Annotated in this window: 15 protein-coding genes; 7 read left to right on the forward strand and 8 right to left on the reverse strand. The window is 70.1% G+C overall.

Features of this window, described 5'->3' with window-relative positions; genetic code table 11:
* Positions 1–243: 243 nt before the first annotated feature.
* Entirely contained in the window at positions 244–3,069 is a 2,826-nt protein-coding gene (secA, locus tag P3L51_RS25970; RefSeq protein ID WP_354607713.1) for a preprotein translocase subunit SecA, read from the reverse strand.
* Positions 3,070–3,308: 239 nt separating this feature from the next.
* Between secA and P3L51_RS25975 the strand changes: the two genes are divergently transcribed.
* The gene (locus P3L51_RS25975; protein ID WP_354607714.1) at positions 3,309–3,950 is read left to right on the forward strand and encodes a GNAT family N-acetyltransferase; all 642 of its coding nucleotides are present in this window, start codon (positions 3,309–3,311) and stop codon (positions 3,948–3,950) included.
* 56 nt (positions 3,951–4,006) lie between these two features.
* On the forward strand, positions 4,007–5,197 hold the full coding sequence (locus tag P3L51_RS25980; protein WP_354607715.1) for a winged helix-turn-helix domain-containing protein: 1,191 nt from the start codon (positions 4,007–4,009) through the stop codon (positions 5,195–5,197).
* Here the strand turns inward: P3L51_RS25980 and P3L51_RS25985 are convergent.
* From P3L51_RS25985 to mtnA, 7 genes are all read right to left on the reverse strand, one after another.
* Entirely contained in the window at positions 5,190–5,951 is a 762-nt protein-coding gene (locus P3L51_RS25985; RefSeq protein ID WP_354607716.1) for a response regulator, read from the reverse strand. The genes P3L51_RS25980 and P3L51_RS25985 overlap by 8 nt on opposite strands.
* Before the next feature lie 190 nt (positions 5,952–6,141).
* A complete protein-coding gene (gene hpf / locus P3L51_RS25990; RefSeq protein ID WP_354607717.1) occupies positions 6,142–6,831 on the reverse strand; it encodes a ribosome hibernation-promoting factor, HPF/YfiA family in 690 nt (229 codons plus the stop codon).
* Positions 6,832–7,146: 315 nt separating this feature from the next.
* A complete protein-coding gene (locus tag P3L51_RS25995) occupies positions 7,147–7,869 on the reverse strand; it encodes a ComF family protein (protein WP_354607718.1) in 723 nt (240 codons plus the stop codon).
* A gap of 284 nt (positions 7,870–8,153) precedes the next feature.
* A complete protein-coding gene (locus P3L51_RS26000) occupies positions 8,154–10,004 on the reverse strand; it encodes an LpqB family beta-propeller domain-containing protein (protein WP_354607719.1) in 1,851 nt (616 codons plus the stop codon).
* Complete coding sequence (gene mtrB / locus P3L51_RS26005; RefSeq protein ID WP_354607720.1) at positions 9,994–12,060, reverse strand: MtrAB system histidine kinase MtrB; 2,067 nt, start codon at positions 12,058–12,060, stop codon at positions 9,994–9,996. The genes P3L51_RS26000 and mtrB overlap by 11 nt, the downstream gene beginning before the upstream one ends.
* Position 12,061: 1 nt before the next feature.
* The gene (gene mtrA, locus P3L51_RS26010; RefSeq protein WP_005486885.1) at positions 12,062–12,739 is read right to left on the reverse strand and encodes a two-component system response regulator MtrA; all 678 of its coding nucleotides are present in this window, start codon (positions 12,737–12,739) and stop codon (positions 12,062–12,064) included.
* 243 nt (positions 12,740–12,982) lie between these two features.
* Complete coding sequence (gene mtnA / locus P3L51_RS26015; RefSeq protein ID WP_354607721.1) at positions 12,983–14,131, reverse strand: S-methyl-5-thioribose-1-phosphate isomerase; 1,149 nt, start codon at positions 14,129–14,131, stop codon at positions 12,983–12,985.
* 183 nt (positions 14,132–14,314) lie between these two features.
* Between mtnA and P3L51_RS26020 the strand changes: the two genes are divergently transcribed.
* Genes P3L51_RS26020 through P3L51_RS26040 form a run of 5 tightly spaced genes read left to right on the forward strand, consistent with a single transcriptional unit; the run spans position 14,315 to position 19,838 of the window.
* Complete coding sequence (locus tag P3L51_RS26020; protein ID WP_354607722.1) at positions 14,315–15,577, forward strand: DUF7847 domain-containing protein; 1,263 nt, start codon at positions 14,315–14,317, stop codon at positions 15,575–15,577.
* 4 nt (positions 15,578–15,581) lie between these two features.
* Complete coding sequence (locus P3L51_RS26025) at positions 15,582–16,274, forward strand: DUF4129 domain-containing protein (protein WP_354607723.1); 693 nt, start codon at positions 15,582–15,584, stop codon at positions 16,272–16,274.
* Positions 16,271–17,536, forward strand: coding sequence for a DUF4350 domain-containing protein (locus P3L51_RS26030; protein WP_354607724.1), 1,266 nt, complete (start codon positions 16,271–16,273; stop codon positions 17,534–17,536). Before P3L51_RS26025 ends, P3L51_RS26030 begins: the two co-directional genes overlap by 4 nt.
* The gene (locus P3L51_RS26035; protein ID WP_354607725.1) at positions 17,533–18,516 is read left to right on the forward strand and encodes an AAA family ATPase; all 984 of its coding nucleotides are present in this window, start codon (positions 17,533–17,535) and stop codon (positions 18,514–18,516) included. The genes P3L51_RS26030 and P3L51_RS26035 overlap by 4 nt, the downstream gene beginning before the upstream one ends.
* Before the next feature lie 11 nt (positions 18,517–18,527).
* Entirely contained in the window at positions 18,528–19,838 is a 1,311-nt protein-coding gene (locus P3L51_RS26040; protein WP_354607726.1) for a DUF58 domain-containing protein, read from the forward strand.
* Positions 19,839–19,986 lie beyond the last annotated feature (148 nt).

The raw sequence follows: 19,986 nt of genomic DNA on the forward strand, positions 1-19,986 counted from the left end.
ACCGACGGCCACATCCTCAACCCGCCCGGCGGGCACCCAGCCCGTCCGGCGTTTGAGGACACACCCACCACCGGCAGACCCCACCCAGCCCGTCCGGCGTTTGAGGACGAGCCGGCCACCGGACGGACCCGGCGCACCCCACACCCGCCCGCACAAAACGACGGCCGGGCCCGGACACCTCGTGTCCGAACCCGGCCGTCACATCCGCTCCGCTCCGCGGCAAACGTGCCCGCGCGGGGCCGCCTACTTCTTGCGGCGCCGCCCCCCGCCCTTCTGCGCCTTGCGCCGCTCCGCGCGAGTCGTGCCCGCACCCGCCTCCGTACGGTCCGCCCCGCCGTTGCTCTCGAAGTCGCCCTCGACGACGCCGCCCTCACCGTCCACCGTCGGCGCGGAGAAGTGCAGCCGGTCCCGCCGCTGCGGAGCCTCCAGGCCCTTGGCCCGGATCTCCGGACGCGCACCGCCCGCACGGGCACCCGCGTCCGCCTTCTCCAGCGACGTACGCTCCGCCGCGTCCTGCACCGGGACCTCCTCGACCTGCTGCTCGACCTGGACCTCCAGGTTGAACAGGTAGCCGACGGACTCCTCCTTGATGCCTTCCATCATGGCGGTGAACATGTCGAAGCCCTCGCGCTGGTACTCGACCAGCGGGTCCTTCTGCGCCATCGCGCGCAGGCCGATGCCCTCCTGGAGATAGTCCATCTCGTAGAGGTGCTCACGCCACTTGCGGTCCAGTACGGACAGCACGACGCGCCGCTCCAGCTCACGCATCACGTCCGGGCCCAGCGACTTCTCGCGCTCGTTGTACTGCTCGTGCGCGTCGTCCTTGATGGACTCGGCGATGAACTCCGCCGTGATGCCCGCGCGGTCCCCTGTCGCCTCTTCCAGGTCCTCGACGGTGACCTTCACCGGGTAGAGCTGCTTGAACGCGCCCCACAGCCGTTCCAGGTCCCACTCCTCGGCGAAGCCCTCCGCCGTCTCCTGGCCGATGTAGTCGTCGATCGTGTCGCCCATGAAGTGCCGGATCTGCTCCTGGAGGTCCTCGCCCTCCAGGACCCGGCGGCGCTCGCCGTAGATGACCTGACGCTGCCGGTTGAGCACCTCGTCGTACTTCAGGACGTTCTTACGCGTCTCGAAGTTCTGCTGCTCCACCTGCGACTGCGCCGAGGCGATCGCCCGGGTGACCATCTTGTTCTCGATCGGCACGTCGTCCGGGACGTTCGCCATCGACATGACGCGCTCGACCATCTGCGCCTTGAACAGCCGCATCAGGTCGTCGCCCAGCGACAGGTAGAACCGGGACTCGCCCGGGTCGCCCTGACGGCCGGAACGACCACGGAGCTGATTGTCGATACGGCGCGACTCGTGACGCTCCGTACCGAGGACGTACAGCCCGCCGAGGTCCACGACCTCCTCGAACTCCGCCCTCACCGCCTCCTCGGCCTTCTCCATCGCCGCGGGCAGCGCGGCGGCCCACTCCTCGACGTGCTCCACCGGGTCGAGCCCGCGCTGACGCAGCTCCGCCTCGGCGAGGTCGTCGGGGTTGCCGCCGAGCTTGATGTCCGTACCGCGGCCGGCCATGTTCGTGGCGACGGTCACCGCGCCCTTGCGCCCGGCCTGGGCGATGATCGGCGCCTCACGGTCGTGCTGCTTGGCGTTGAGCACCTCGTGCTGCACGCCCCGCTTGGAGAGCTGCTGCGACAGGTACTCGGACTTCTCCACGGAGGTCGTGCCGACCAGGATCGGCTGGCCCTTCTCGTGCTTCTCGGCGATGTCGTCGACGACCGCCGCGAACTTCGCGACCTCGGTGCGGTAGATCAGGTCGGGCTGGTTGACCCGGACCATCGGCCGGTTCGTCGGGATCGGCACGACGCCCAGCTTGTAGATCTGCTGGAACTCGGCGGCCTCGGTCATGGCCGTACCGGTCATGCCGGACAGCTTGTCGTAGAGGCGGAAGAAGTTCTGGAGGGTGATCGTGGCGAGCGTCTGGTTCTCGTCCTTGATGTCCACCCCTTCCTTCGCCTCGATCGCCTGGTGCATGCCCTCGTTGTAGCGGCGGCCCGCGAGGATACGGCCGGTGTGCTCGTCGACGATCATGACTTCGCCGTCGATGACGACGTAGTCCTTGTCGTTCTTGAAGAGCTCCTTGGCCTTGATGGCGTTGTTCAGATAACCGACGAGCGGGGTGTTCACCGACTCGTAGAGGTTGTCGATGCCCAGCCAGTCCTCGACCTTCGCGACGCCGGACTCGTGGATCGCGACGGTGCGCTTCTTCTCGTCGACCTCGTAGTCGCCGGTCTCCTCGATGCCCTTGAGCTGGTTGCCCGCCTCACCCTTGGTGAGCCGGGTCACCAGCTTGGCGAAGTCGCCGTACCACTTCGTGGCCTGGTCGGCGGGACCGGAGATGATCAGCGGCGTACGGGCCTCGTCGACCAGGATCGAGTCGACCTCGTCCACGACCGCGAAGTTGTGACCGCGCTGGACGAGCTCCTCCTGGGACCACGCCATGTTGTCGCGGAGGTAGTCGAAGCCGAACTCGTTGTTCGTGCCGTACGTGATGTCGCAGTTGTACTGCTCGCGGCGCTGCGCGGGCGACATGTTGGCGAGGATGCAGCCGACGGAGAGGCCCAGGAACTTGTGGACCCGGCCCATCATCTCGGAGTCGCGCTCAGCCAGGTAGTCGTTGACCGTGATCACGTGGACGCCGTCGCCGGACAGCGCGTTCAGGTAACAGGGCAGCGTGCCGACGAGAGTCTTGCCCTCACCGGTCTTCATCTCGGCGACATAGCCGAGGTGCAGCGCCGCGCCGCCCATGAGCTGGACGTCGTAGGGGCGCTGGCCGAGCACTCGCTTGGCCGCCTCACGGACGGTCGCGAAGGCCTCGGGGAGCAGGTCGTCAAGGGTCTCACCGTCGGCGTAACGCTGCTTGTACTCCTTGGTGAGGGCCTGCAACTCGGCGTCGGAGAGGGCGATGAAGTCCTCTTCGATGGAGTTGACCTGGTCCGCGATGCGGTGCAGTTTGCGCAGGATCTTGCCTTCGCCTGCACGCATGAGCTTGTTGAAGACGGACACTGAGGTTGGTCTCCTTGCCGGTCGGGCCTGGCACTGGGTCTGGTAACGGACACTGGCGCGGGCGCGGCGGGCCGACCCCACCGCAACGGCCATCGTAAGCGAGGACCCGGCCGCCTCGGGAGGTCCACGTGACGCCTGCCTCCTGTCACCCGCAATGAGAACGCGCGGGAGGCGCGGAAGGTGCCGGTGAGGTACGAAAAGCGCTCGCGCCGGGGAACCCCGGTCACCACACTCCCCCCATGGAGCCACTCACCCCCGGGTCCGCCCCTCCGGACGCCTCGACCACCCTCTCGGCCACACTGTCGGCCACCCCCTCCAGCACCACCCTGATCACGGAGCGTCTGCGGCTGCGCCCCTTGGTCCCGGACGACATCGAGGCGGTGTACGCGGCCTGCCAGGATCCCGACGTCCAGCGGTGGACGACGATCCCCTCTCCGTACGAAAGGCGGCACGCCGAGCACTTCATCGAGCGGATGGTCCCGGACATGTGGCGGGCCGGGAGCAACTTCGTCTTCGCGGTCGAGCCGGTCGGCGGCGGCCCCTTGCTGGCCTCGGTCAACGCCCACGGCGAGTCCGGTGTGTGGGCGGTCGGCTTCTGGACGGTCAAGGAGCACCGCGGCCTCGGCTATACGACGGAGGCGCTGCGCGCCCTCACCCGCTGGATGTTCACCGAGCTGGACGCCGAACGCGTCGAGTGGCGGGCCGAGGTCGGCAACGAGGCCTCGCGGGCCGTCGCGCTGAAGGCCGGTTTCGCGCTGGAGGGCACCCTGCGCGCCGCCCTCCTCATGAAGGAGACGACGCGTGACGCCTGGATCGGCGCGCTCCTGCCGTCCGATCTGGGCCTGCCGTCCAGGCACCCGTATCTGCCCGCGCGTCGCTGACGGCGACGATCATCGGCCCCGGCCGACTGTCAGTGCCGCCGTCTATCGTTCGGGGCATGACCACTGTGCCGCCCCCCGCCGCCGAGCTGTCCGCCGACGAAGCCCGCCGCATCGCCCTGCGCGCCCAGGGGTTCCTCGGGGCCCCCGACCGCCGGGGCGGCGTGCGCGGCGTGCTGCGCCATCTCGGGGCCGTGCAGCTGGACACGATCTCGGTGCTCGCGCGCTCGCACGAGCTGATTCCGTACGCGCGGCTGGGCGCGGTGGGCCGCAGGACGGTCGAGGAGTCGTACTGGACGCCGGCGCCGACCGCCGACGCCCCGCCCCGGCCGCACGCCTTCGAGTACTGGTCGCACGCCGCCTGCATCCTCCCGGTCGAGGAATGGCCGCATTTCGCCTTCCGCCGCCGTGCCTACCGCGCCCGGCCGCACTGGCACCACGAGCTGTCCGACGGGGCGTACGACGCCGTGATCAAGCAGCTGCGGGCCGAAGGCCCGCTCACGGCCACCGAGTTGGGCGGCGCCAAGAACGGCGGCGAGTGGTGGGACTGGTCCGAGGCGAAGGTCGCGGTCGAGCGGGCGCTGATGCACGGCGAGGTGGTGTGCACGGAGCGCCGGAGCTGGAAGCGGGTGTACGACCTCGCGGAGCGCGCCATTCCCGACGAGGTGCTGCACGACGACCTGGACGACGCCGAGTGCCTGCGCCGGCTCGTACGGCTCGCGGGGCAGTCGCTCGGAGTGGGCACGCGCTCGGACATCGGGGACTACCACCGGATCAAGGGCGAGCAGGTCGACGCGGTGATCGCGGACTCCGGGCTGGTGCCGGTGACGGTCGAGGGCTGGGCGAAGCCCGCCTGGGCCGACCCCGAGGCCCTGGCGAGCGTCCCGCGCGGGCGGCATCGTACGACTCTGCTCTCGCCGTTCGACTCACTCATCTGGGAGCGGGCCCGCACCGAGCGGATCTTCGGCTTCACCCACCGCCTGGAGGCGTACGTCCCCAAGCCCAAGCGGATCTACGGGTACTTCGCGATGCCACTGTTGTCGGGCGGGAAGCTGCTCGGCCGTGTCGACCCGGCGCGCGAGGGCAGCACGCTCGTCGCCCGCCAGGTCTCGCTGGACACGCCCGCCGCCGTCGAACCGATGGCGCGGGCGCTGCGGGAGGCCGCCGAATGGGTGGGCTGTGACTCCGTAAGGATCGAGCGCGTCGACCGCCCCGAGCTGGCGGCGGCACTGACGCGGGCCGTCATCTGATTTCGAGGATCTTCTCCCGCATCGCGTAGACCACGGCCTCCATCCGGGAGTGCAGTTGCAGCTTCTCCAGGATGTTGCGGACGTGGTTCTTCACGGTGTTCTCGGAGATGAACAACTCCTTGGCGATATCACGGTTGTTCATTCCCGTGGCGACCAGCTTGAGGACTTCGAGCTCGCGCTCGGTGAGCCTCGGCGCCGGCACGAGTCTGCGCTCGTCGGTGCGCTGAATCATCGACTTGAACTCGGTCAGGAGCTTGGACGCCATGGAAGGGCTGATCTGCGACTGTCCGTCGGCGACGGCGCGAATCGCGGTGGCCACCTCGTCCGTCGAAATCTCCTTGAGGAGATAGCCGGTGGCGCCCGCCTTGATCGCGTCGTAGAGGTCGGCCTCCTCGTCGCTGATCGTCAGCATGATGATCTTGGCGCTGGGAGCCACCTCCTTGATGGAGGTGCAGGCCTCGATGCCGCCGCGCTTGGGCATCCGGACATCCATCAGCACGATGTCGGGGAGCAGGTCGGCGGCCTTGTCGACGGCCTCCGCGCCGTCCCCGGCCTCGCCCACGACCTGGATGTCCTCCTCCTGCGCGAGGACGATCTCCAGCCCCCGGCGGAAGAGGGCGTGATCATCGACGACAAGAACCCTGATCGGTTCCTTGCCGGGGTCGTCCTGGTCCGCACCGCTGTCCGGTCCGCTGCCGCCGGTCGTACCGCCGGTACCGTGCGCGTGATGCACCGGCCCGAAGCTGTCCGCCATCGTTCCTCCCCCTGAAGGCCATGGGCCGAAGTACATGCGAGCTACACCAAACCCTGGTCGGCGACCGGGGGTTGACGTGCGTGGCCATGATTTCATGCCCGGCCGACAGAGCGGTGATCCAGTCGCCGCGCGATGGTGCCCCCGCGGCCGGATCCGGCACTGCGGGGGCACCGTCGAGGGGCGTTTTCTCTCAGCCGCCGAGCGCGCCGCCGGCGCCCGCGGCCTCGGACTCGGCCAGTTGGTCGGTCCTCAGGTGGATGACGCCGTAGTCGTAGGCGTGGCGCCGGTAGACGACGCTGGGCTCCTTGGTCTCGGAATCCACGAACAGATAGAAGTCGTGTCCGACCAACTCCATCTCGTAGAGCGCCTGGTCGAGGGTCATCAGGGCCGCGGTGTGCGTCTTCTCGCGGACCACCAGCGGTCCATCGCCCTGCACTTCGAGCGAGCCGATCCTGGTGGTGGGAACGCCGTTCGGCGGCTCGGTCACGGGGGCCGGGCCCGAGCCGTTCAAATGGGCCACGCCAGGAACGACGTCGACGACCTCGGCGGCCGAAAGCCTGCCGGTGCCACGGCGGTTGTGACGCTTGTCGTGCTGCCTGCGCAGCCGCGCCTCCAGCTTGCCGGTGGCCAGGTCAAGCGCTGCGTACGGGTCGGCGGCGGCGGCTTCCGCCCTGATGACGGGACCGCGGGAGTGGAGTGTGATCTCCACCCGGTCACAACGGTCCGCCTGACGCGGGTTGTGCTCCTTGGACACCTCGACGTCGAGGCTGATCACCTTGCCGTCGAGCTTCTGGATCTTCTCCAGCTTCAGCTTCTCGGCCACGTGCTTGCGGAACCGCTCGGGTACCTCTGTCTTGCGGCCCTTGACGACGATGTCCACGCAGAACTCCGTTCCCGGATTCGCTCCGCCGCGTTGCGGAGCTACTCCCTCTTGCACCCGACCTCGATGGGCACCGAGGCCTCGGACTTGGCGACTTTCACCTCCTCCTCCCCCGTGGGCAAGATCTCCATTCCCTCTCACTTCGAGGTTCTGGAAAACGCTCCAACAGTCCGCCGCATATCAGTGAGTACAGCTCTCGCTTTTCCTCACAACCGAACATAGCCCTCTTGGGCGGGTATCGGCACCCGCTACCCGTGCGTACGTCCGTTCCGGTGTTTTACGACCCTCACCACCTGCAACGAAGCGAGCCGGCGATCAGTTCCGGTTTATTTCGAAAGAGAGCGGAGGTGCGGCGACCACGGCGGCGCTCACCTGTACCAATGCGGGGTACCCCGGTTTCATCGCGGCATGCATCGCGCGTGACGCCTCCACGAGCGAGGCGCCGGTCGTCATGAGATCGTCCACCAGCACCGCCCTGCCGCCCTCCAGGAGCCCCGCACCCCCGACGGCGACCTCCAGAGCCCCGGCCAGATTGGCGAGCCTCTGACGGGCGCCCAGGCCCGACTGGTCGGCGACCACCCGTCGCTGCCGCAGCACCGGAAGCACCCGGGCGGAGCGCCCCGTACCGCGCAACTCACCCGCCGCCGCCAGAGCGATACGGCGGGCGGCGTCATGCCCGCGCGCACCGACGGCGCGTTTCGTCGACGGAACCGGCACAAGGATCAGCGGCCCGACACCGGTGCCCGGCGGGACAGCGGCCTCCACGGCCCCCGCCAGCGCCCTGCCCAGGGGCGCGGCCAGCCCGAGCGCGCCACGCTCCTTGTGCGCCAGCAGCACGGCCCGTACGGCGTCCTCGTACGGCGCGGCGGCATGCACCACCGGCAGCCCCACGGGCTCGGGAACCGGCCGCACCCGGCACGGCCACGTCCCGTACAACGCCCTTCCGCACGCGTCGCACAACGGCGTCCTGGGACTCCCGCAGCCGCCGCAGGCGACCGGCAGCACCAGCCCGGTGATTTCTCGCCACCACCCCCGCATGTCATCCACTGTGCCAATGACTCGGACCTCCGGCCACCCCTGTGGATAACCCGGATTCAGATCCGGCCCGAATGCACGTGCACGAGCACACCGAGACCCCGCCCCGCGGCCCCGTCCCCCCAAGGGCTGTCCGGCGGATCTTCGGGGACCAGCCCGGGGCGCCTGGTGCGGTGCATCGCAAGGCGGAGGATCGTGCTCGTACTGGACGCACTTGGACGACTCCGACAACGTGGCGAGGTGCCGTGCCAGGCGTCCCGGGCCCCCGAAGATCCGCCGGACAGGGCCTAGCCCGGATAGACCGGTGACGAGCCCTCTTTCACCAGCGTCTGCCAGTTCGCGCCGGTCGGCAGCCGCACGATGCCCGCGTCGTCCGAGTCGGCCACCAGCGGCTGCTGTTCGTCGTCGGCGGCGGCGATCCCGGTGACCTGGTTCAGCCCCGGCAGCACACCCGCCGCCGACGTCGAACCGTCCGTCTGGATGTAGCTCACCTGCTGCACCCCGCCGGCCTCCTTGCCGACCACCACGAGCCGGCTCGGACCGGCCCAGGACACGGCGGTCACCGTCTCCATACGCGGCGCCACGGCCTTCAGCTCCGTCACGGAGACCGTCTGCTCCCCGGCCGGGCCCCGACGCTCCACCCGGCCGATCTGGAGCGTCGTACGCCCGTCCTCGGAGAGCAGCAGCGCCACCCGTACACCGTCGGCGGACACCCGCAGCGCCTCGATACGCGCGTCGCCGAGTCCGTCGACCGTGACCTCGCGAGGCGCGTCGGCGCCGTCGGCGAGGCGCAGCAGCCGGGGCTGCTCCGGGTCGCGATCGGCTATCCACAGATCGCCGTTCCCGTCCCAGCTCGGCGCCGACAGCCGGTCCTCCTTCTTCGCGGCCTTGCTGACCACCAGGGCGTCGCCCACCTCACCCGCCGAGATGATCGACCCGACGTACATGGACTTGCCGTCCTGCGAGACGCCCGCCGCGTGCTTCTCGTCACGCGCCACGGCGACCTGGCCCAACGGCATCGTGCCGTCGCCGAACGGGCCCCGCACACGCGGCGGGTCGATAGGTTCCTTGCTGCTGGCCGACAGTTGCGCGAGCCGGCCCTTCGCGTCGATGAAGTACGGACTGTCCGAGCTGCCCGACGTACGGTCAGCGGCGAACTCCTCCGCCTGGTCGCCGCTCAGCACGCACAGCGACGAGCCGTCCTGCCGCAGCAGCTCGACCTGTTCGCCTCGGGTGGATGTCAAGTCGCGGAGGGTGAAGAGCAGTTGCGCCGCCATCTTGCGGCACTGCTCCCGCCCGACGTTGTCGACCTTCGCGTTGAACGGCACCTTCAGGGAGTCGCGGTCGTCGAACTCGAGCGTCCGTGTGCCGCGCTTCAGCTCCGTACCGGTCGGGAAGGGCGAGTCGACCACGGGCCGCATCCAGTCCGTCGGCCCTTCGAGGAGCACCTTGACGGCCTGGGTGACCGGGTCCATCCGTGTCACGGGGTCTATGCGCTGCCGGATGTAGACGGGGTCGGCGACGAGCCAGTTCTGTCCGGAGGCGAAGTAATACTTGTTCACCGCACGGTAGTTGCGCTGGAAGTCGGACTCGCCGAGCACCAGCCCCTGCGGGAGGTCGTCGATGCGCCATTCCTTGCCGTCCAGCACCTTCTCCTGGACGAGATGGATGGCTTGGTTGTACGGCTCGGGCGCCACCGGCTGGTAGGCGTGCCCGGCGTCGACCGCGGCGATCTGCTCGCCGTACAGCGGGTAGGAGAGGCCGGGGCCGTCGGGACCGGACGGCCCCTGGGGGTCGGCCGGGTCGGGCGCGGCCGCCAGCACCGTCGTACGGTCCGCCGGCTGCCAGCTCTGCGACGCCCCCTTCGTCAGATACTTTCTGGCCACCGCGAAGTCGGGGTCGTCACTGGTCATCGCTTCCAGGAAGCCGTCGACGATCTCGTTCGGGTCGGCGCCCTCGGCGGGAGCGACGGGATACACCCGCACCTGGGAGTCACCGCGCGGGGACGCCTTGACCGGCTCGACGTCGCCGCTGTTGGGGATCGACGCACAACCGGCCAGCAGCAGGGCACCGCACCCGAATACGACGGGCAGCCGCACCGCGCGCCCTCGGCCGTGACGAAGGCGGTCAGCGCCCACGAGTTGTGTCCTCCCGCTCAGGTGTCCGAGCCGCGGACGGGACCGTGGCGGCAGATGACGACGTCGACGAGGTGGCGGGATCCCGTTCCACGGGTTCCCCGGCGGAACGCGGCACCACCCGGGCGCCGTTGCCCGGCAGCGCCGTCGGGTCGACCAGGCCCGCGGGCGGCGGCCCCGGCGGCCTGGGCGGCACCGGAAGAGACGATCCCGTCGCCGACTGGGAAGGCACGCTCGCCAACCGGTGGGCGCTCTCCTTCGAGTCCCCGAACGCGGAACGCTCCCGGCTGCGCCGCGAGTCCTCGGGCTCCAGCGGTATGGGCGAGCCCCGCAGCGGCTCGTCGGCGGTACGCGGCAGCGTCAGCCGGAACTGCGACCCGCCGCCCGGCTCGCCCCAGGCCTGGAGCCAGCCGCCGTGCAGGCGCGCGTCCTCGACGGCGATCGACAGGCCGAGACCCGTACCGCCGGTGGTACGCGCCCGCGCCGGATCCGCCCGCCAGAACCGGTTGAAGACCCGGGTCGCCTCGCCGGGCTTGAGGCCCACTCCGTAGTCGCGTACGGCCACGGCGACGGCGCCGCCCGCGACCGCCATCCGCACCACCACGTCCCGCCCCTCGCCGTGTTCGACGGCGTTGACGACCAGATTGCGCAGCACCCGCTCCACGCGCCGCGCATCGGCCTCGGCGACGACCGGCTGTTCGTCCCCCATGACGCGGATCCGGGTGCCCTTGCGTTCGGCGAGCGGCTCGGCTCCGCCGATCACACGGCGTACGACCACTCGCAGGTCTATCGGTTCGGCCTCCAGCGCCGCGGCGCCGGCGTCGAACCGGCTGATCTCCAGCAGATCCGAGAGCAGGGACTCGAAACGGTCGAGCTGGTCGCCGAGCAGCTCCGCCGACCGCGCGGTGACGGGGTCGAAGTCGACACGGGCCTCATGGATGACGTCGGCGGCCATCCGGACGGTGGTCAGCGGGGTGCGCAGCTCGTGCGAGACGTCCGACACGAAACGGCGCTGCATCCTGGAGAGCTCCTCCAGCTGCTGGATCTTGAGGTGAAGGTTCTGGGCCATCTTGTTGAAGGCTTCGCCGAGCCGGGCGATGTCGTCCTCGCCGGTGACCTTCATACGCTCCTGGAGCCGGCCGGTGGAGAGCCGTTCGGCGATCCCCGCGGCCATCCGTACGGGCGTCACGACCTGCCGTACGACGAGCCAGGCGATGGCCCCGAGCAGCACGACGACGAACAGCCCCGCCGTGGCGAGCGTGCCCTTGACCAGATTGAGCGACTGTTCTTCCTGGGAGAGCGGGAACAGGTAGTACAGCTCGTAGGAATTGCCGTCGACATCGGTCAGCCGCTTGCCGATCACCAGTCCGGACTCGGGCTCTCGGCCGTCCGTGTACTGGATCAGGGTGTACTTCTGGAACGTCCCGGTGCCCTTGGCGACGTCCGACCGCAGATTCGCCGGAACGCTCGCGATGTGGTCCACGCCGCCGGAGGCGCGCGGGAAGCGGCTGCTGGAGCCCGCGCCGTTCGCGTCGGCGCTCAGCGCCACCACGTTGAACGCGCTCTGTCCGCCGCTGGCCAGCTGTACGACGAGGTCGGAGCGCCAGTTGACGGAGTTACGGCTCGACCTGCCGTCCCCCGCGCCGCTCTCCTGCCCACCTGGTTCGACCGGCGCGTCGGCCTTCTCCTTGGCGACGGTGAATCCACCGGCCGCCTGGCTCTGGGCCGCTTTCTCCTTGGCGTCGAGCAGACCGTTACGGACCTGGCCGATCACCACGAACCCCAGCAGCAGCACCACGCCCAGCGACATCAGCAGGGTGGTGGTGACCACCCTGAGCTGGATGTTCCGCCGCCACAACCGCACGGCGGGCAGCACCGGACGCCTGAGCCAGCGCACGACGAGGCGCAGCGCGGGGCTGCCCGCCGCCCCGTCCTGGAGCAGCCGGCCACGGCGCAGGAGCCTGCCCAGGCGTGAGGAGGCCCCACGGGCCCGGTCGGCAGTCCGCCCCGTACGGACTCCCGGCTCCCCGGGCTTCGGGGCGGTGCTGCCGCTGGACATGTCAGCTCGGTCCGGCCTTGTAGCCGACACCGCGGACGGTCACGACGATCTCCGGGCGCTCCGGGTCCTTCTCGACCTTGGAGCGGAGCCGCTGCACATGCACATTGACCAGGCGGGTGTCCGCCGCGTGACGGTAGCCCCACACCTGCTCCAGGAGCACCTCACGGGTGAAGACCTGCCACGGCTTGCGGGCCAGCGCGACGAGCAGGTCGAACTCCAGCGGCGTCAGGGCGATGGACTGCCCCTCACGCTTCACGGAGTGACCGGCCACGTCGATGACCAGATCGCCGATGGCCAACTGCTCCGGTGCCGGTTCCTCGGACCTGCGCAGCCGCGCCCTGATCCTGGCGACCAGCTCCTTGGGCTTGAACGGCTTGACGATGTAGTCGTCGGCGCCCGATTCGAGCCCCACCACCACGTCGACCGTGTCGCTCTTGGCCGTCAGCATGACGATCGGCACACCGGACTCGGCCCTGATGAGCCGGCACACCTCGATACCGTCGCGGCCGGGCAGCATGAGATCCAGCAGCACCAGATCCGGCTTGGCCTCACGGAAAGCGGCGAGAGCCTTGTCGCCGTCCGCTACGAACGACGGCTCGAACCCTTCACCTCGCAGCACGATGCCGAGCATCTCGGCCAGTGCGGTGTCGTCATCGACGACAAGGACGCGTCCCTTCATATCGACATCATCCCATTTTCATTTCCGTTACGTAGACTTGCGTGATCCAGCTCACTGACCTGGGACGACGTGGACGTGTGTCCTCCGTGGACCGTCGCGGTTCGCTGCTGTTGACGTCAACCACAGATGTCGCACCCTGTTTCGTCGACCTGTCCTCCGACAGGAACCATAGCGAGCCACCCGCCCGGCAAACCCCGTCAGCGCGTCTGCCCACTCCTCGCGCACGTGTCCCGTCAGCTCCGTTCAGCTCCGTGCCTCCTGTCGCGCCTGGGCGCACAGCTCCGCGATCCCGTCCCGTGTGACCGGAGACAACGCTCCGTACTCGGTGACCAGCGCCGTCACCAGTTCCGGAGGTGTCACGTCGAAGGCCGGGTTGTACGTCTGCGTCCCCAGCGGCGCGACCGGCATCCCACCCCCCACCTCGACCCCGGCGCCGGCCGCCTGCGGAGCGGTGAGCTCGGTCACCTCCTGCCCCGGCCGCTGCTCCACCTCGATCGACGCACCGTCCTCGGTGCCCAGGTCGAGCGTCGTGGTCGGCGCGACCACGATGAACGGCACATGGTGGTACCTCGCCTGCACCGCGAGCGGATAGCTGCCCACCTTGTTCGCGACAGAGCCGTCGGCCGCGATCCGGTCCGCCCCGATGAGTACGGCGTCCACCTCGCCCGCCGCGAACAGCGAACCGGCGGCGTTGTCCGTGAGCAGCGTGTACGCCATCCCGTTGCGAGCCGCTTCGTACGCCGTCAGCCGGGCGCCCTGGAGCAGCGGACGTGTCTCGTCTACCCACAGCCGCCTGAGCCGCCCCGCCCGGTGCGCCGACAGTGCCACGGCGAACGCGGTGCCCTCGCCGCCCGAGACCAGTGCCCCGGTGTTGCAGTGGGTCAGGATCCGGTGACTTCCGCCGGGCAGCAACTCGTCGAGAAGCGCCAGCCCGGATACCGCCATCCGAGCGCTGGCCACGGCGTCCTCGCGGTGCAGCTTCCTGGCCTCCGCCAGCGTGGCCGCGGCCGCCCGCTCCTGATCGGCGCCCCCGGCGACGGCCGCCCGATGCACCTCCAGGGCCCGCCGTACCCCGTACCCGAGGTTCACCGCGGTGGGCCGGGCACTCTCCAGCAGCGCCGCCGCCTCGTCCACGTCGTATCCGCGGGTGGCGGCGAGAGCGACCCCGTAGGCACCGGCGATGCCCAGGAGCGGCGCTCCGCGCACGGCGAGCGTCCGTATCGACTGGACCAGGGCCGGCACGTCGGTACAGACCAGTTCGGCCTCCTCGACCGGCAGTCTCGTCTGGTCGAGGAGCACCAGTACGGGCCCTTCCGGCAGCTCGTCCCAGCGCAGTGCCGGAGACATGGACGGCTCGGCCGGGAGCGGCGATGGTGCGTACTGATCAGTCATCCGCCCAGTCTGCCCGGTACCGCTCGGACTATGAAGGCGAGAAGGAGAGGGAGCACCCGGCCCACCGGCGGGCCGCGCGTGGCACGATGGCTGCCAGCCTCCCGTTCTGCTTCGCAGACAGGCACCGTTGAAGCGCCGGCTCCCCGAGCCTGCCTCCGTAACCAATCCACGAGGTGGACGACCGTGAACGACACTCCGGGCTGGGCCTCGCCCGGATCTGCCCCGTCCGACGGCCAGAACGCGGGCGTGCCCCGGCCCGCCCAGCCCGCCGACGACTCCGGCACGCCCTCGGACTCCCCCTCGAAGTGGTCCAAGACCCAGCCGCCGGCCGGACAGTGGTCCGCGCCCAGCGACGCCGGCGCGGGTCCCGGCCCCGTTCCCCCAGCTCCCAGGCCCGCACCGGGCTGGGGCGGCCCGGGCCCGGGCGGCGGCCGGCACCCCGGTTGGGGACAACCGCCCCTCGCGGCCAAGCCCGGTGTCATCCCGCTGCGCCCCCTGGGTGTGGGGGAGATCCTCGACGGTGCCGTGTCCACGCTGCGCGCCCATTGGCGCACCGTCCTCGGCGTCACCATCGTCGTCGCGGTGATCTCGCAGATCGGCGACATACTCGTCCAGCGCTATCTCCTGCCGGATCCGGTGGACATCGACCCGAACGCGAGCCCGACGGAAGCGCTGAACCAGGCCGTCGACGCGATGCAGTCCACCCTCCTCGCGCTGGCACCGTCCCTCTTCATCACCATCATCGGCACGCTCTTCACCACGGCCGTACTGACCGTGGTCATCAGCCGCTCCGTGCTCGGCCGCAGCGTCACACTGTCGGACGCCTGGAACGAGGCCCGGCCCCGGCTGCTTCAACTGCTGGGGCTGACACTGCTGTTGCCCGTCATGGGCGCCGCAATCGTGACTGTCGGCATCCTGCCGGGACTGCTGATCGGCTCCGGTGCCGGAGTCGCGCTGACGATGCTCTTCGGACTGGGCGCCGTCGTCGTGGTGATCTGGCTGATGGTCAGCTTCAGCCTCGCCTCGCCCGCCCTGATGCTCGAACGGCAGGGAATCGTGGCGTCCCTGCGCCGCTCCGCCAAGCTCGTGAAGGGCACCTGGTGGCGGATCTTCGGCATCCTGCTGCTCACACTGCTGCTGACGTTCGTGGTCTCCATGATCATCGCCGTACCGTTCAGCCTCGTCGCCATGGCGGTGGACGGCGAAGGTCTCAGTGGCCTGTTCTCCGAGTCCGGACCGGACTTCGGCTGGCCGTTCCTGATCATCACCGGCATCGGCACGGTGATCAGCACTTCCATCACCCTGCCGATCTCCGCCGGTGTCTCGGTGCTCCTCTACGTGGACCAGCGCATCCGGCGCGAGGCCCTGGACCTCGAACTCGCGCGCGCCGCCGGCGTGCCCGGCTACGGCTCCGAGCGGCCTGGCAACGACGCCCCCAGGGGCTGATGCGGTGTTCGGCACGGGGGGCACGGCAACGGCGTGGCTGACGGCGGCCCGCACGAGCGACGACATACCGGTGGACACCCCGCGTGTCCCCGCTCGTGAGGCGGCCGGGAACGAACTGTCCAAGCCGATGTACCACGAGAACGACCCGAATCTGCTCCAGCGCGCGACGGATCGCTTCTGGGAGTGGATCGGGGATCTCTTCAACTCCGTGGCCGGCTCCGGAGTGGCGAGCCCGATCGGCCTCGCCGTCATCGCGGCGCTCGTCGTGGCGCTCGCCGCCGCCCTCTGGTGGCGGCTCGGCAGTCCCCAACGCACCACCCGTCCCAAGGACGCACTCTTCGAATCCGGCCCACGCGGCGCGGCCGAACACCGCGCCGACGCGGAAGAGCACGCGGCGGCCGAACGCTGGAACCAGGCCGTCCAGGAACGGATGCGCGCCGTCGTCCGCTCCTTGGAGGAGCGCACGATCCTCGACCCGCGCCCGGGTCGTACCGCCGACGAAGCCGCCGCCGACGCCGGCCGGGCACTCCCCGAACACGCGACGGCGCTGCACGCCGCCGCCAGGGCCTTCGACGACGTCACATACGGCGGACGCACGACGGACCGGCAGACATACCTGCGGCTTCGCGAACTGGACCTCGGCCTGGAGAGCAGCAAACCCCAACTCAGCAGCGCCACCCGGGGAGCTGCCGAATGACCGGCACCAAGACCGGCGTCCCGCCCCGGCCCGCGACCAGCACCACCTCCATGTCGCCCAGCGCCCAGCAGGTCTGGAGGCGCGCCCGGGGGCTGCTGATCGCACTCGCCATCCTCCTCGTGGCCGGGATCACCCTGGCGGCCGTACGCTCCGGCGACCAGCACGGCCGCCTCGACCCCCGCTCCGCCGACCCGCTGGGCAGCCGCGCCGTCGCCGAACTGCTCAAGGACCGCGGCGTCTCCACCCGTGTCGTCACCACGCTCGCCGAAGCGACCGAGGGGGCCGGCCCGGACACCACCCTGGTCGTCACCTCGCCCAACCTGCTGACTCTCCATCAGCAGCGCACCCTGCAAGGCGCGACGGAGCCCTCCGGCGGGCGCACCGTCCTGCTGTCGCCAGGACCGCCCTCCCTCGGCATCCTGGCTCCGGGCGTCACCGCGGCCACCGAGGTGCCGGTCGCCGCGCGAGACCCCCGCTGCTCCCTTCCCGCCGCCCGCGACGCGGGTTCCGCCGACATCGGCGGGGGCCGCTACGACACCGACTCGCCGAACAGCGACGCCTGTTACCCGACCGGCGGGCTGCCGTCCCTGATCCGGGTCGACACCACGGCGGGCGGCGACACCGTCCTGCTCGGCTCCCCCGACCTTCTCTACAACGAGCGCCTCGCCAAACAGGGCAACGCCTCGCTGGCCCTTCAACTCCTCGGCTCCCGGCCTCATATCGTCTGGTACCTCCCCTCACTCAGTGATCCCTCCGCCACCGAATCCGGCAGCGGCAGTGGTGGCGACAACAGCGGTGACCGGGAAGGTGAGGACGAAGGAGGGAACGAGTCGAGCTTCCTTGACCTGATCCCCTCCGGCTGGCTCTGGGGCACTCTCCAACTCGCCCTCGCCGCCGTACTCGCCGCCGTGTGGCGCTCCCGCCGACTCGGCCCCGTCGTGGCCGAACGGCTCCCGGTCGCCATCCGCGCCTCCGAGGCCACCGAAGGCCGCGCCCGTCTCTACCGCAAGGCCAACGCCCGCGACCGCGCCGCCTCGGTCCTCCGTACGGAGACCCGCACCCGCCTCGCTTCCCTCCTCGGTGTCCCACCGTCCGAGGCCCACACCCCGGAGGCCCTCGTCCCCGCCGTCTCCGCTCAGCTCCCCGACGATTCGCGGGATCCCCGCACGCTGCTCTTCGGCCCGGCGCCGGCCGACGATGCCGCTCTCATCCGCCTGACGGATCAACTCGACGCCCTCGAAAGAGAGGTACGCACCTCATGAGTGCCCCGACCCCCGAGACCGCTGAGAACTCGGACAGCGCCCGCGCCTCCCTGGAGGCACTGCGCACCGAGATCGCGAAGGCCGTGGTCGGCCAGGACCCCGCTGTGACCGGACTCGTCGTCGCCCTGCTCTGCCGGGGCCACGTCCTCCTCGAAGGAGTCCCCGGCGTCGCGAAGACACTCCTGGTACGGGCCCTCGCCGCCTCTCTCGAACTCGACACCAAGCGCGTCCAGTTCACCCCCGACCTGATGCCGAGCGACGTGACAGGCTCCCTCGTCTACGACGCGCGAACAGCGGAGTTCTCCTTCCAGCCCGGCCCCGTCTTCACCAACCTGCTGCTCGCCGACGAGATCAACCGCACCCCGCCCAAGACCCAGTCGTCGCTGCTCGAAGCGATGGAAGAGCGCCAGGTCACGATCGACGGAACGCCTCGGATGCTCCCCGATCCGTTCCTGGTCGCCGCCACACAGAACCCGGTCGAGTACGAGGGCACCTATCCCCTCCCCGAAGCACAGCTCGACCGCTTCCTGCTGAAGCTGACGGTCCCCCTCCCGTCACGCGTCGACGAGATCAGCGTCCTGACCCGACACGCGGACGGCTTCGACCCTCGCGACCTCCAGGCGGCCGGCGTACGCCCCGTCGCCGGCCCGGCCGACCTCGAAGTGGCACGCGCCGCGGTCGCCAAGACCTCCGTCTCCCCGGAGATAGCGGGTTACGTCGTCGATATCTGCCGTGCCACTCGTGATTCCCCCTCGCTCTCACTCGGCGTCTCCCCGCGGGGCGCCACCGCTCTGCTCTCCACCGCCCGCGCCTGGGCCTGGCTCACCGGCCGCGACTACGTCACGCCGGACGATGTGAAGGCCCTGGCACTACCCACCTTGCGTCACCGCGTCCAGCTCCGTCCCGAGGCGGAGATGGAGGGAGTCACCGCGGACTCCGTCATCACCGCGATCCTCACCCATGTCCCCGTGCCCCGATGAGGCGATGAACCGTGGCCCTCACCGGACGAGCGGCACTCCTCGCCGCTCTCGGCTCGCTTCCCGTCGGCCTCCTCGCCCCCAGTTGGGCGGGGATGCTGGCGGTCAACGCGCCCCTCTCGCTCGCAATTCTGTGCGACTACTGCCTGGCCGCGCCAGTGCGAACGCTCCAGTTCACTCGAAGTGGTGATACCTCAGTTCGACTCGGTGAAAGTGCCGAAGTCCAGCTCACGGTCGCCAACCCCGCACGCCGCACGCTGCGCGCCCAGATCCGCGACGCATGGCCCCCGAGCAGCTGGCCGACCGGCACGGAGCAAGCCGCATCCCGCCACGAGTTGACCGTCCCGGCCGGCGAGCGTCGCCGCCTCTCGACACTTCTCCGCCCGACTCGACGCGGCGACAGGCGTACGGAGCGAGTGACCGTGCGTTCCTTCGGCCCACTCGGCCTGGCGGCACGCCAGGGAAACCACGACGTGCCGTGGACGGTCCGTGTCCTGCCCCCCTTCACCAGCCGCAAGCACCTGCCGTCCAGACTCGCGCGCCTGCGTGAACTCGACGGCCGGACAAGCGTGCTCACCCGCGGCGAGGGCACCGAGTTCGACAGCCTCCGCCCCTATGTACCGGGAGACGACACCCGGTCCATCGACTGGCGCGCCACCGCGCGCCAGTCGGCGGTGGCGATCCGCACGTGGCGGCCCGAGCGTGACCGCCACATCCTCGTCGTCCTCGACACCGGCCGTACCTCGGCCGGTCGTGTGGGCGATGTTCCCCGCCTCGACGCCGCGATGGACGCCACGCTGCTCCTCACGGCACTCGCCACCCGCGCCGGCGACCGCGTTGACCTGCTGGCGTACGACCGCCGGACGCGCACCCAGGTCCGGGGCCGCTCAGCGAGCGACGTACTGCCAGCGATGGTGAACGCACTGTCCACGCTGGAGCCCGAACTCGTGGAGACGGACGCACGCGGCCTGGCCGCCACCGTCCTGAAGAACGCCCCGCGCCGCTCACTCGTCGTGCTGCTGACCAGTCTCGAAACGGCTCCGGTGGAGGAAGGGCTCCTGCCCGTACTCCCCCAACTCACCCAGCGCCACACAGTGCTCGTCGCCTCGGTGGCCGACCCGCACGTCCGAGCCATGAGCACGGCACGCGGCTCGGTGGACGCGGTCTACGAGGCCGCTGCGGGCTCTCAAGCGCAATCCCAACGACGTCGCACGTCGGAGAAGCTCCAGCGCTACGGAGTCACCGTCGTTGACGCCGTTCCTGACTCGCTGGCGCCGGCCCTGGCGGATGCCTATCTTGCGCTGAAGGCCGCGGGGCGGCTCTGAGCGGGACGCGTACGGGGAGAGGAACTGCCCCGTACGCGTAAAGGGTTTTGAACGCAGAAATGCCCCGCACCAGAAGGTGCGGGGCATTCCCGTATCAAAAACTGTTCGGCGGCGTCCTACTCTCCCACAGGGTCCCCCCTGCAGTACC

The sequence above is a fragment of the Streptomyces panacea genome, from assembly GCF_040560175.1.
Classification (GTDB): Bacteria; Actinomycetota; Actinomycetes; order Streptomycetales; family Streptomycetaceae; genus Streptomyces; species Streptomyces panacea.